We start from the raw sequence: 11,980 nt of genomic DNA, 5'->3' as shown, positions 1-11,980 counted from the left end.
AGGTCGGCCTCGATGAGCTCGGCGGCCTGGCCCAGGTTCCAGCGGGCGTCCGCGAGGGCGGCGGCGTCGTAGTCGACGCCGGTGAGCCGCCAGCCGTAGGCGGCGTAGAGCGAGAGATTGTTGCCCGTCCCGGAGCCGAGCTCCAGCACCTTGCCGGGCCGCTCGGCCAGGCCGCGCTTGAAGAAGTGCCGCACGACGAACTCGTCGGGGAACTTCAGACCCTTGATGTCGCGAAGCTCGCGCAACTCGCCCCCCAGCAGCCTCGGCCGGACCGTGCGCTGCGTGGTGCAAAGAGACCGTTAAGCACGTGGATTCGTCTCTGGGTCAGGCTGTCGCGCCGGCGACGCGGGCCATCAGCCCGACGCCACCACGCGCCACAGCTTCTCCGCCCGGTCCCAGTCGTCGGGGGTGTCGATGTCCACGCAGCGCCAGAGCGGGATCTCCAGCGGCACGCTGTCGGGACCGAACATGCGAAGGCCCGCGCGGTAAGCGTCCGGCCGGCCCCAGTAGAACTGGCCGGCGTCGAAGAAGGCGGGTTCGAGGTCCTGCGAGCGGACGTTGAAGTTCTCCGGCTGGAACATCTCCAGCCGGCCGTCGGCGGTCCGCCGGATCGCCCGCTGGATGGGGGCCGGGAAGCGCGCCACGGGGAAGCAGTACTGGGCGCCTGAGCTCGCCAGCTGTTCGTAGGCCGCCCGCAGCGCCTCGGCCGTCACGAACGGCGAGGCCGGGTAGATGCAGCAGAGCGCGTCCAGCGGCAGCTGCTCGGCGTTGGCCCAGCCCAGGAAGTGCTGGACCACCGCCAGCGTGGTCGCGTGATCGTCCGACAGCTCCGGCGGGCGGCGGAACGGCGCCTCGGCGCCCCAGGCCTGCGCGACCTGCGCGATCTCCTCGTCGTCTGTGGAGCAGACGATCCTGTCGAACAGGCCGCTTTCGGCCGCCGCCGTGATGGACCAGGCGATCACCGGCCTCCCGGCGAATGGGCGGATGTTCTTGCGCGGGATGCGCTTCGACCCGCCGCGCGCGGGGATCAGCGCTATTCGCATGGCCGGCGGACGGGCGGCCGCGCGGTCACGCCGCCGAGGCCGTGCGGGCCGCCTGTTCGGGGGTGAGCGCGCCGGCCAGCGCGGTCTCGATGCGGCCGAAAGCGTCCTCGATCCGCTCGGCGCGCCAGCAGCCGGGCACGAAGGCGCCACCGAGGGTCTGCGAGAGCTTGGCGTCGAGGGCCTTCAGCGCCTTGGCCTCGGCCATCGAGGTCAGGCCATGGCGCGGCTCGACGGCGGCCAGCAGCTGGTCCTTCAGCTGCACGGCGCCGAAGCCGGACATCAGCTTGCGGATCTCGCGGCGCAGCTCCGCGTCGCCCGCCTCGGCCACGCACTCGGCGGTCAGCAGGGTCTCCCCGCGGCTCTCGTAGGTGGAGATGCGGAACACCACGCCCTGGGCGGTGAAGTTCTGCAGCCAGAAGGGCTTCAGGTCGGTTTTCGCCTTGAAGACGTAGGTCGCGCCGCTCTTGACCAGAGGCTTGGGGGCCGCAACGCCGGCGGCCTTGTAGAGCGCGCCGGGGCCGGCGGCCCAGACCAGGGCCTCGCCCGGGCGGCAGGCGGCGAGCGCCTCGCGCGGCGAGATGAGGGACTCCAGGTGGATCTTCACGCCGAGGCCGGCGAGGGCGCGTCCGGCGGCGGCGAACAGGGCCGGGAAGCCGCCCTTGGGCAGGGAGGCCTGGCTGCCCTGGGTTCGGCCCCACAGGTGGCGCGGCAGGCCGTAGAGGGCGTCGTACAGGTCGTCGGCGCGCTTCAGCTCGGCGAGCGTGGTGGTGTCGGTGGCGCGGGGATGGACGCGGCCCAGGCCGAGCGGGGCGGCGGAGCTCTCGTGCACCTCGTCCAGCCACACGCCCAGGTTCCACTGGCAGTACTTGGACAGCGCCTGCTCGATGTCATGCGGATAGGCGCGCAGGCGATCGGCCAGGCTCTCGCCGGCCGGCTCCACCAGCGCGGTCTGGCGCGCGGCCAGAGAGGGGCCGCCGAACGCCTCTGCGTACACGGGCTCGCCGCCCGGGCCGGGGCTGACCGAGCCGCAGCGGTCCTCGAAGTCCTCGAAGGCGACGCCGTGCCATTCCAGCAGGGCGCGAAGCGGATCGCCGCGCCCGCCGAAATATTGCTTGGTCTGGCGCAGCTCGAGGCCGTGGTCGGTTCGCGGCAGCAGCGAGCCCCCGAGCTCGCCGTACTGCTCGAACAGCTCGATATCGCGGCAGCCGAGGCGATGCGCCTGCAGCGCGGCGATGATCCCCGTCAGGCCTCCGCCGACGATTCGAACCTTGCCCATGTACCCCTGCGAACTTTCTGCCGGCTGAGACTGACTACAGTCGCCGGTCGAGTGCGAAGGATCGGTTAAACCTGTTGAGTCTGGGACTGGGGCAGGCTGTCACGGGCCGCGATTATCCCCAGGAACGCCTCCGCGACGCGCGGCGCGCCCAGCCCGTCGCACATGGATGCGGCAGCCGCCGACAGCCGCTGCCGCAGGCCTGCGTCCGCAAGCAGCCTGACGATCGCCCGATCGATCTGCGCCCCGAAGTCGGGCGCCTGGCGGTCCACCACCAGCGCCGCACCGGCCTCGGCGATGGCCGCCGCCGCCGGGCGCTGGTTGTCGGCCAGGACGACCAGCACCGAGGGCAGGGCCAGAGCGCAGCGCTCCCAGGTGGACGAGCCGGCCGCTCCAATGGCCGCGTCGGCCTCGGCCGCCAGCACGGCCATGTCCGGGGTGTCGATGTGCAGCTCCAGGCGCGGATCGTGGGCGGCCAGCCGCTCGAGGCCCCGCCGGCTGGGAGCCGCGGCGCCCAGCACCACGTCGATGGCCAGAGTCCCCAGGCGCGAGCGCAGCTTCTGCAGCACCTGCCCGGTGATGCCGTCCACGTCGGTGAGCCCCATTGAGATCAGGATCCGGCGGATCGGGCCGCTCCGGCGGGCCAGGGCCGCCTCGCGGAGGGCGGAGAACTCCGGCCGCAGCGCCGCGTACTGCGGGCCCAGCAGCAGCCGGGCGCCCGGAGCGAACTGGGCGTAGTCGGCGCTCGTTCGCTGCGGGCCGGCGTCGAGCACCACCTCGGCGCCCAAGGGCCGGTCGGCCAGGTCGTCAACGACCAGACGGGGACGGCCCTTGCCGATCGCCTCGTGCGCCTCGCGCGACAGGCCATAGTGGTCGAACACCACCGCTTCGACGTCGGCGAAGGCGGCGGCCGCGATCAGGGTCTCCGGGCCGCCGGCAGGGGCCGAGATGCGCGGCGCTTCCGGCGCGAAGGCCTGCAGGATCTCGGCGACCGGCGGGGGGCTGAGGAAGATCGGCGTCGCGCCGCGGGCGGCCAGCGCCTGGGCCAGCGACAGGCTGCGCATCACGTGCCCGCCGCCCACCGCAGGTCCCGCGTCGACGACGAACAGAACGCGGGGACCACTCATCGAACTCTCCAACGCACCCCGCGTGGAAAGCTAGGCTGCGTCGCCGCCGCTGGCGAGCGGCGCATCGCCGCAAGCTCAGCCTCTCCGGGCGTCGAACCTGCGCAGCAGCTCCTCGGCCGCCCGGGCCGTCTCGTCGACGGGCGGGTAGGCCCAGGTCTCGATCCGGCCGCGGAACGAGCGCAGGGCGCCGCGTTCGGCCAAGTCAGCGTGGAACCTCGCCAGCTTTTCGCTGCGCCCGTCCATGGCCAGCAGCTGCACCGGCTTGCCGGTGAAAGCGGCCTCGGTGGCCAGGTTGGTGGAATCCTCGGTGACCAGGATCACGTCAGCGCCCGCCAGAAAGGCGAAGTAGGGGTTCTCGCCGGTCTCGTCCCAGATCCAGCCGGGCAGCGCGCCCAGCGCCGCCTTCAGCTCGCGACGCGCCGGCTCGGGCGTGCGGCGGGAGAAGGTGACCAGCACGGACCCGCGGGCCCGCGAGACCGCCTGCGCGATCTCCGCGCCCATGGCCGCTGCACGGGCGGGCGTCAGGTCATGGGCCTTGCTCTTGCCGCCGATCAGCACGGCGACGCGCGGCGAGGGGAGGGGCTGGATTCGCTCGGCGAACCGGCCCAGGTCCTGCGCCAGCCGCTCCGGCGTCAGTCTCTGGGGTGCGCCGGTGATCGGGAACACGTTCGGGCCGGACAGGCCGTCGTGCCGCGGCGGCACGACGAGGTCGTAGTAGGAGAGCGGCGTGCGCGGGTGCTGCACCTGCACCACGAAAGTGCGTCCCTCCGACCAGCGCCGGATCCGGGTGGAGAGCGGAAGCGTCGCCCGACCCGCCGCGATCCAGACGTCCGGCCAGGGCGGGGCGATCCCGCTGTCGGGCTCCAGCGCCGACAGCGGGATCAGCCGCCACGGCAGCCGGCCCCAGCGGCCCTTCCAGCTGACGGCCTTGACCTCGACCCGGGCCGGGCGGCGGCGCGCGACAGCCTGGGCCAGGCCCACGGCCTGGGCCTCGATGCCCGCACGTCCGTCGGAGACGGCCCAGATGGTCAGCGGCGACTCGGCCATGGCCGAGCCTAACAGCGGGTCAGACCCAGTCGACCTTGAGGATTTCGTAGGCCTTCACGCCGCCCGGGGTGTTCACCTCGACGACGTCGCCGATCTCCTTGCCGATCATCGCCCGGGCGATGGGCGAGGCGATGGAGATCTTGCCCTGCTTCACGTCGGCCTCGTGCTCGCCGACGATCTGATAGCGGGCCTCTTCCTCGGTGTCCTCGTCGACCACCGAGACGGTGGCGCCGAACTTCACCTGGCTGCCCGAAAGCTTCGATACGTCGATGACCTGGGCGCGCGCGAGCTTGTCCTCGATGTCGGCGATCTGCCCCTCGATCCAGCCTTGCCGCTCCTTGGCGGCATGGTACTCGGCGTTCTCAGACAGATCGCCGTGGCTGCGGGCTTCCGAGATCTGGGCGATCACGGCCGGCCGTTCCACGGTCTTCAAACGCTTCAGTTCTTCGTCGAGGGCCTGATAGCCCTCGGCGGTCATCGGGACTTTTTCCATCAGGGACGGTGACTCGGGGTTTCGCCCTTCGCAGAGCTTGGGTTCCCGTCGTGGGCGCGAACGACTGGGGGCTAAGAGGATAGAGGCGGGCGACCCGGAACTCAAGGGCCTGCACCTCTAGGGTGAGCGGCGCTGCTAAGGCGAGCGTTGAAAGTCCGGTTCCGGCGAGACGCCTAACGCAATTCGGGCCGCTCCCTTCCGCCGGCGTGTCGGCGAAACTACGTTCGAGGCGCCGCCTGCTGTCAAGCAAGGAACCCACCATGGCCCCGCGCGGGATCACCCTCTACCACTCGCCCGCCAGCCGGGCCTTCACCGCCTACTGGATGCTGGAGGAGCTGGGCGTCCCGTTCCGGGTCAAGACGGTCGACATCCGCAAAGGCGAGCAGAAGGCGCCCGAGTACCTGAAGCTCAATCCGGCGGGGAAGGTGCCCACCGTCGTCGACGGCGAAGCGGTGATCAGCGAGAACCCGGCGATCTGCATCTACCTGGCGGACCGGTACGGGTACGGGACCCTCGCCCCTAGGATCGAGGACCCGCGCCGCGGCGCATACCTGAAGTGGATGGTCTATTCGACCGCGGTGGTCGAACCGGTGCGGGCGCTGCATTCGGCGGGCCTGCGTCTGCCGCCGCCGAATCCGGGCGAATTCGGCTCCGGCTTCGGCGAGTTCGAAGACATGCTGCGCGTGCTGCGCGAGGCGCTCTCGGGCCGCCGGTACCTACTCGGTGCAGAGTTCACCGCGGCCGACGTGATGCTGGGCGCAGTGATCTCCATGTCGCTGTACGACAAGGAGCTTCCGGAGGACCCGGTGCTGCTCGACTACAACGCCCGCCTCACCTGCCGCGAAGCCTACCAGCGGGCGGCGGACGCCACCTGGCCCAAGTGGCTGTTCGAGGCCAGCTGACGGTTCGGGCCGGCGGCTAGGTGGATTGTTGGAAGATCTCGTGCACGAGCCCGCTGGGCGCGCGGAAGGCCGCGTAGCGGCCGCTGGCGTTCGCAGCCGGGACGGCGTGGAGGAATTCGATCCCCTTTTCGCTCAGCTCGGCCATCGCCGCTTCAATGTCGGGAACGCCGAAGACCAGGACGCTGGACGCCGAGCGGCCATGCTCGACCGCCGGGGCCGGCTCCTCGCATCGGTAGATGTGAAAGGCCAAACCTTCGTGGTGGAGGATCAGCCGGTCCGGCCCGGCCTCCCGCACGTCGAAGCCAAGCAGGCCCTCGTAGAAGCGCCGCGCCTCCGCCAGATCGGGTAGAAGCAGCATGATCATGGAGAGCCGCATCGGCTCACCGCACGGTCAGGCCACCGTCGATGACCAGTTCGGCGCCGGTGACGTAGCGGCTCTCGTCGCTGGCGAGCCAGATCACACCGTTGGCGATGTCCTGCGGCATGCCCTTCACGCCCAGCGGCACGGCCATGGACGACATCTGGTCGAGGGTGGCTGTGCGGGGAAGCGCGTTGGTCCCCGGCTCGCCGGTGCCGACGATGGTGTCCCAGATCGGCGTCTCGATGATGCCGGGGTGGACGGAGTTGACCCGAACGCCGTCCTTGGCGTTGGCGCACTCCATGGCCACCGCCTTGGTCATCAGCCGCACGCCGCCCTTGGTGGCGCAATAGGCGGCCAGGTTCGCCGAGCCCTTCAGGCCGGCCACCGAGGACATGTTGACGATGCTGCCGCCGCCGCCCTTCCGCATCAGCGGGATGGAGTGCTTCATGCCCAGGAACACGCCATCGAGGTTGACCGCGGTCTGGCGGCGGAAGTCGGCCAGGCTGAACTCCAGGATCGAGCCGCCGACGCCGATGCCGGCGTTGTTGACCAGTACGTCCAGCCGGCCGTGGCGGCGGCCGATCTCGCCGACAATCTCGACCCATTCCTCCTCCGATGTGACGTCGTGGTGCAGGTACTCGGCTTTGCCGCCGGCGGCGGTGACGGCCTCGGCGGCCGCCCGCCCCATCTCGTCCTGCAGATCGGTGAGGATCACCGCCGCGCCTTCGGCGGCCAGCTGCTCGGCGCAGGCCCGGCCGATGCCGCTCGCTGCGCCGGTCACCAGCGCGACCTTGCCCTCCACCCGTCCCATCGGCGCTTCCTTCTTGTGCGTTCCTCCGGCCCAGCCTTAGCCCAAGGCGCGGCTTTGCGGCAGCCCGCTTTGCGGATTAGGGGAGGAGGATGAGCGCCGTCATCCGCCGGGCAGAAGCCGCCGACGCCGAGGCCCTGGCGCTGGTCGGGCGGGCCACCTTCCTGGAGACCTACGCCGGCCAGCTGGCGGCCGCCGACATCCTGGCCCACTGTGCGCGCCAGCACGCGCCGGAGCTCTATGCGGGCTGGCTGGCCGGCGCCGATCACCGCCTGTGGATCGTCGAGGCGGCGGAGGGGGGCGCGCCGCTTGGCTACGTCGCGCTGGGCCCGCCGGACCTGCCGCTGCCGACAACGGACCAGGATGTGGAGATCAAGCGCATTTACCTGCTGCACCGGTTCCAGGGGCAGGGCCTTGGGGCCAGGCTGATGCGCACCTGCCTGCACGGCGCCCGGGAGGCGGGCTTCGGCCGGGCGCTGCTCGGCGTGTTCCGCCGCAACGAGGCGGCGATCGGCTTCTACCGGCGACAAGGCTTCACCCTCGCCGGCGAGCGGAAGTTCCAGGTGGGGGCGAGCGTCTATGATGATCTGGTACTCGCCCGCCTCCTCTGAGGACTTAGAGCGACTTCACCCAGTTGGCGTCGCCGCCGCCGGTGACCAGACCGACCAGCATGACCAAGGCCAGGATCGCGATCAGCGCGACGACCAGCAGATCCATCGAGCCTTCGAACTTCTCGATGCGGTGTTTGTTGTGGTGCGGGTGGTGCTCGGCGCGGTTGGCGCCGTGTTTGAAATTCAGCCGCATAAGGGCCTCCTACGCAAAATGACTGAGGCGAAGCCTCTGCCAGATCGCGCCAGGCGCCGCTCGGGCGCGGCTCCGGAGGCTGGCGGGCCGCCGGAGCTGGCCCTATGCGCCTGACCCGGTCAGGCGATGGCCAAAATCCTGCGCCTCTTCAGGATGTTGGTCAACACTTGACGGCCGGGCGCTCCCCAGAACAAAATGAGAACATAGGAGGCGGCCATGGTGGACTTCGAGCGGGCCCGCGACTTCATCTATGGCGCGGCGCGGCTGGTCGAGCGGCGGGCCTTCGCAGCCGAGTTCGAGGGCGGGGATGCGGGCCTGGTGCTGACGGCGCTGGCCGCCTACCAGAACCTGGACGGCGGCTTCGGCCATGGGCTCGAGCCGGACACCCGCACGCCGCTCAGCCAGCCGCTGAATGTCGAGATCGCCCTGCAGATCATGGCGGACGCGCGGGTTTGCGACGCGCCGATGGCGCGGCGGGCCTGCGAATTCCTGCAGGCGGTCAGCGCGCCCGAGGGCGGCGTCCCGATCTTGCTTCCGGGCTTCGAGGCGTACGCCCACGCGCCCCATTGGACCGGCTACGCCCGCCCGCCCGAGCTGGTGCCCAACGGCGGTCTCGTCGGCCTGCTCTACAAGCTGGGCGTGGACCATCCCTGGCGCGAGGCGGCGGCTCAACGCGTGTGGGCCTGGATCGAAGGCAGGCCTGGGCTGGGCGCCCACGACATCCTGGACGCCGTCTGGTTCCTCGAGGCCGCTCCCGACCGCCGCCGCGCCGAGGCGGCCGCCCGGCGGCTGGCCAAGGCCCTTCCCGAGGCGCCCTACTACAAGGAAGACCCGGCCGCAGACGGCTATGGCGTGACGCCCCTATGGTACGCGCCGAGCCCCGACGCCTTCTGCCGCGGCTGGTTCTCCGACGCGGTGATCGCCGCCAACCTCGACCACCTCGCGGCCCAACAGCAACCCGACGGCGGCTGGCCCATCTCCTGGAGCCCGCCCGGCCCGGCCGCCGTGCTCGAGTGGCGCGGCGTCCAGACCCTCAAGGCCCTGAGGACGCTGAAGGCCTATGGAAAGCTCTGAGCAACATGACCTCTCCCCCCGCGCAGCGGGGAGAGGTCTAGCGCCGGAAGGCCTCGCGCCGGTTGGGCCTCGCTCCCCGCGCGCTGCTACGCGTACGCCTGCAGCGGCCTCACCTCGAGGGTCTCTTCGGCGGTGGCGCCGATGGCCTGGGCGGCGGCCAGGGCGCCGGCGGCGGTGGTGAAGTAAGGGATCTTCATCATCAGGGCCGAGCGGCGGATCTCGAAGCTGTCGGCCAGCGACTGCTTGCCCTCGGTGGTGTTGAAGACCAGCTGCACCTCCCCGTTCTTCATGGCGTCGACGATGTGCGGCCGCCCCTCCAGCACCTTCTTCACCCGCTCCACCTTCAGCCCCTTCTCGGCCAGGAAGTCGCAGGTGCCGCCGGTCGCGAGAATCCTGAAGCCGCGCTCGACCATCAGCCGCACCGGCTCGACGATCCAGGCCTTGTCGGCGTCCTTCACCGACACGAACACGCAGCCGGTCTTGGGCAGGATGGTGCCGCCGCCCAGCTGGCTCTTGGCGAAGGCGCGAGCGAAGGCCGGCGCCAGGGTCTCGCCCTCGCGCACCCAGTCGAGGCCCATCACTTCGCCGGTGGAGCGCATCTCCGGGCCCAGGACCGTGTCCACCCCGGCGAAGCGGGCGAACGGGAACACCGCCTCCTTCACCGCGATGTGGTTGAAGGGCGTCTCGGTCAGGTCGAATTCGGACAGCTTGCGGCCGGCCATCACCTTGGCGGCGATGGCGGCCAGCGGCTTGCCGATGGTCTTGGCGACGAAGGGCACCGTGCGGCTGGCGCGCGGATTGACCTCCAGCACGAAGATGCGCGGGTTTTCGGAGTGCGGCTCCTCGATGGCGAACTGCACGTTCATCAGGCCGCGCACGTTCAGCGCCTTGGCCATCGCCTCGGTCTGCCGCTTCAGCTCCTCGATGGTCTCGCTCTTCAGCGAGAAGGGCGGCAGGGAGCAGGCGCTGTCGCCCGAGTGCACCCCCGCTTCCTCGATGTGCTCCATGACGCCGGCCACGAACACCTGCTCGCCGTCGCAGAGGGCGTCCACGTCCACCTCGGTGGCCCGGGAGAGGTACTGGTCGATCAGCACGGGGGAGTCGCCGCTCACCTGCACCGCGTCGCGCACGTAGCGGGCCAGCTGCTCCTCGTCGCGGACGATCTCCATGGCCCGCCCGCCCAGCACGTAGGAGGGCCGGATCACGACCGGGAAGCCCACCTGGCGGGCGGCCGCGAAGGCCTCCTCGTCGGAGCGGGCGATGGCGTTGATCGGCTGGGCGATCTTCAGCCGGTGCAGCAGCTGCTGGAACCGCTCGCGGTCCTCGGCCAGGTCGATAGCGTCCGGCGTGGTGCCTAGGATCGGGACACCGGCCTGCTCCAGGGCCGCGGCCAGCTTCAGCGGCGTCTGGCCGCCGAACTGGACGATGACGCCCAGCAGTTCGCCTCTGGAGCGCTCGGTCTCGATCAGCTCCAGCACGTCCTCGGCCGTCAGCGGCTCGAAGTAGAGCCGGTCGGAGGTGTCGTAGTCGGTGGAGACGGTCTCGGGGTTGCAGTTGACCATGATCGACTCCACCCCAATGTCGTCGAGGGCGAAGGCGGCGTGGCAGCAGCAGTAGTCGAACTCGATGCCCTGGCCGATGCGGTTGGGGCCGCCGCCCAGGATGATCGCCTTCTTGCGGTCCGAAGGGTCGCTCTCGTCGTCAGGGACCTGGCCGAGCGAACCGGTCTCGTAGGTCGAGTACATGTAGGGCGTCTCGGCCCGGAACTCGCCGGCGCAGGTGTCGATGCGCTTGAACACCGGCCGCACGCCCAGCCCCCGGCGCTGCTCTCGCACCTCGGCCTCGGTGGTGTGGGTGAGCCTGGCCAGCCGCGCGTCGGAGAAGCCCATACCCTTCAGCGCCCGGAAGTCCTGAGCCGAGGTGGGCAGGCCGGCGGCGCGGATGCGCCCCTCCTGGCGGACCAGGGTCTCGATCTCGCGCAGGAACCAGGGCTCGTACGAGCAGGCCGCGTTGACCTCCTCGACCGAGAGCCCCTCGCGGAACGCCTGGGCGATGACCCGCAGCCGGTCGGGGGTGGGCTGGCCCAGCGCCCGAAGCACGGCGGCGCGGCCGGTCTCGGGATCGCTTGCGCCCTCGATGGCGACCTCGTCGAGGCCCGTGAGGCCCGTCTCCAGGCCGCGCAGCGCCTTCTGCAGGCTCTCGGCGAAGGTGCGGCCGATGGCCATCACCTCGCCCACCGACTTCATCGAGGTGGTCAGGTAGGGCTCGGCGCCGGGATACTTCTCGAAGGCGAAGCGGGGGATCTTGGTCACGACGTAATCGATGGAGGGCTCGAACGAGGCCGGGGTGGCCCCGCCGGTGATCTCGTTCTTCAGCTCGTCGAGGGTGTAGCCGACGGCCAGCCGGGCGGCGACCTTGGCTATCGGGAAGCCGGTCGCCTTGGACGCCAGCGCCGAGGAGCGCGACACCCGCGGGTTCATCTCGATGACCACCATGCGCCCGTCCGCCGGGTTCACCGCGAACTGCACGTTGGAGCCACCGGTCTCGACGCCGATCTCGCGCAGCACGGCGATCGAGGCCGCCCGCATGCGCTGGTATTCCTTGTCGGTCAGCGTCAGGGCCGGGGCGACGGTGATGGAATCGCCCGTGTGGACGCCCATCGGGTCCACGTTCTCGATGGAGCAGACGATGATGCAGTTGTCCGCCTTGTCGCGGACCACCTCCATCTCGAACTCCTTCCAGCCGAGCACGCTCTCTTCGACCAGCACCTCGGTGGTGGGCGACAGGTCCAGGCCGCGCTCGACGATCTCGCGGAACTCCTCGACGTTGTAGGCGATGCCGCCGCCGGTGCCGGCCAGGGTGAAGGACGGCCGGATGATCGCCGGCAGGCCGACGAAGTCGAGCGCCTGCATGGCCTCTTCGAGGGTGTGGGCGACGTGGGACTTGGGGCTCTCCAGCCCGATCTTGTCCATCGCGTCGCGGAACTTCTGCCGGTCCTCGGCCTTGTCGATCACCTCGGCCCGGGCGCCGATCATCTCGACGCCGTAC

The 11,980-nt window shown here is 70.7% G+C and carries 13 protein-coding genes; 3 read left to right on the top strand and 10 right to left on the bottom strand.

The window, feature by feature from the left end; genetic code table 11:
- The 6 genes from VHK87_RS05160 to greA form a co-directional block, all read right to left on the bottom strand.
- Positions 1-245: methyltransferase domain-containing protein (locus tag VHK87_RS05160; protein ID WP_329633826.1), on the bottom strand; the 245-nt coding region annotated here is incomplete at its 3' end.
- Between the two features lie 108 nt (positions 246-353).
- Complete coding sequence (gene pseF, locus VHK87_RS05155; RefSeq protein ID WP_329633825.1) at positions 354-1,043, bottom strand: pseudaminic acid cytidylyltransferase; 690 nt, start codon at positions 1,041-1,043, stop codon at positions 354-356.
- Positions 1,044-1,068: 25 nt separating this feature from the next.
- Positions 1,069-2,319 carry an NAD(P)-binding protein gene (locus VHK87_RS05150; protein ID WP_329633824.1) on the bottom strand — a complete coding sequence of 417 codons (1,251 nt, stop codon included), beginning with the start codon at positions 2,317-2,319 and terminating at the stop codon, positions 1,069-1,071.
- A 65-nt stretch (positions 2,320-2,384) separates the two neighbouring features.
- Positions 2,385-3,443 (bottom strand): UDP-2,4-diacetamido-2,4,6-trideoxy-beta-L-altropyranose hydrolase, encoded by a 1,059-nt coding sequence (gene pseG / locus VHK87_RS05145; protein WP_329633823.1) that lies wholly within the window; start codon positions 3,441-3,443, stop codon positions 2,385-2,387.
- Positions 3,444-3,518: 75 nt separating this feature from the next.
- On the bottom strand, positions 3,519-4,490 hold the full coding sequence (locus VHK87_RS05140; protein ID WP_329633822.1) for a mitochondrial fission ELM1 family protein: 972 nt from the start codon (positions 4,488-4,490) through the stop codon (positions 3,519-3,521).
- Between the two features lie 19 nt (positions 4,491-4,509).
- Positions 4,510-4,983 carry a transcription elongation factor GreA gene (greA, locus tag VHK87_RS05135; RefSeq protein WP_329633821.1) on the bottom strand — a complete coding sequence of 158 codons (474 nt, stop codon included), beginning with the start codon at positions 4,981-4,983 and terminating at the stop codon, positions 4,510-4,512.
- 260 nt (positions 4,984-5,243) lie between these two features.
- On the opposite strand from greA, the gene VHK87_RS05130 reads away from it, so the two are divergent.
- Positions 5,244-5,885: a glutathione S-transferase family protein gene (locus VHK87_RS05130; protein WP_329633820.1), complete on the top strand. Its 642-nt coding sequence runs from the start codon at positions 5,244-5,246 to the stop codon at positions 5,883-5,885.
- 16 nt (positions 5,886-5,901) lie between these two features.
- On the opposite strand, the gene VHK87_RS05125 is transcribed toward VHK87_RS05130, so the two are convergent.
- Positions 5,902-6,249 carry a VOC family protein gene (locus VHK87_RS05125; protein ID WP_329633819.1) on the bottom strand — a complete coding sequence of 116 codons (348 nt, stop codon included), beginning with the start codon at positions 6,247-6,249 and terminating at the stop codon, positions 5,902-5,904.
- A gap of 16 nt (positions 6,250-6,265) precedes the next feature.
- Positions 6,266-7,057, bottom strand: a complete 792-nt coding sequence (locus VHK87_RS05120; RefSeq protein ID WP_329633818.1) for a glucose 1-dehydrogenase — start codon at positions 7,055-7,057, stop codon at positions 6,266-6,268.
- Between the two features lie 89 nt (positions 7,058-7,146).
- Here VHK87_RS05120 and VHK87_RS05115 point away from each other — a divergent pair, with 89 nt between their 5' ends.
- Positions 7,147-7,665 (top strand): GNAT family N-acetyltransferase, encoded by a 519-nt coding sequence (locus VHK87_RS05115; protein WP_329633817.1) that lies wholly within the window; start codon positions 7,147-7,149, stop codon positions 7,663-7,665.
- 4 nt (positions 7,666-7,669) lie between these two features.
- Here VHK87_RS05115 and VHK87_RS05110 read toward each other — a convergent pair whose 3' ends face one another.
- The gene (locus tag VHK87_RS05110) at positions 7,670-7,858 is read right to left on the bottom strand and encodes a hypothetical protein (protein ID WP_329633816.1); all 189 of its coding nucleotides are present in this window, start codon (positions 7,856-7,858) and stop codon (positions 7,670-7,672) included.
- A gap of 216 nt (positions 7,859-8,074) precedes the next feature.
- Here VHK87_RS05110 and VHK87_RS05105 point away from each other — a divergent pair, with 216 nt between their 5' ends.
- Positions 8,075-8,932, top strand: coding sequence for a hypothetical protein (locus VHK87_RS05105; protein ID WP_329633815.1), 858 nt, complete (start codon positions 8,075-8,077; stop codon positions 8,930-8,932).
- An 86-nt stretch (positions 8,933-9,018) separates the two neighbouring features.
- Here the strand turns inward: VHK87_RS05105 and carB are convergent.
- Positions 9,019-11,980, bottom strand: a 2,962-nt coding sequence (carB, locus tag VHK87_RS05100; RefSeq protein WP_329633814.1) for a carbamoyl-phosphate synthase large subunit, incomplete at its 5' end; no start/stop codon positions are given.

The organism is Phenylobacterium sp., from assembly GCF_036263695.1.
Lineage (GTDB): Bacteria > Pseudomonadota > Alphaproteobacteria > Caulobacterales > Caulobacteraceae > Phenylobacterium.
This window is presented reverse-complemented; position numbering and strand designations above follow the sequence as displayed.

Coding starts and splice junctions, on each gene's coding strand:
- pseF (WP_329633825.1), bottom strand. CDS start 1,043: ATGCGAATAGCGCTGATCCCCGCGCGCGGCGGGTCGAAGCGCATCCCG.
- VHK87_RS05150 (WP_329633824.1), bottom strand. CDS start 2,319: ATGGGCAAGGTTCGAATCGTCGGCGGAGGCCTGACGGGGATCATCGCC.
- pseG (WP_329633823.1), bottom strand. CDS start 3,443: ATGAGTGGTCCCCGCGTTCTGTTCGTCGTCGACGCGGGACCTGCGGTG.
- VHK87_RS05140 (WP_329633822.1), bottom strand. CDS start 4,490: ATGGCCGAGTCGCCGCTGACCATCTGGGCCGTCTCCGACGGACGTGCG.
- greA (WP_329633821.1), bottom strand. CDS start 4,983: ATGGAAAAAGTCCCGATGACCGCCGAGGGCTATCAGGCCCTCGACGAA.
- VHK87_RS05130 (WP_329633820.1), top strand. CDS start 5,244: ATGGCCCCGCGCGGGATCACCCTCTACCACTCGCCCGCCAGCCGGGCC.
- VHK87_RS05125 (WP_329633819.1), bottom strand. CDS start 6,249: ATGATCATGCTGCTTCTACCCGATCTGGCGGAGGCGCGGCGCTTCTAC.
- VHK87_RS05120 (WP_329633818.1), bottom strand. CDS start 7,057: ATGGGACGGGTGGAGGGCAAGGTCGCGCTGGTGACCGGCGCAGCGAGC.
- VHK87_RS05115 (WP_329633817.1), top strand. CDS start 7,147: ATGAGCGCCGTCATCCGCCGGGCAGAAGCCGCCGACGCCGAGGCCCTG.
- VHK87_RS05110 (WP_329633816.1), bottom strand. CDS start 7,858: ATGCGGCTGAATTTCAAACACGGCGCCAACCGCGCCGAGCACCACCCG.
- VHK87_RS05105 (WP_329633815.1), top strand. CDS start 8,075: ATGGTGGACTTCGAGCGGGCCCGCGACTTCATCTATGGCGCGGCGCGG.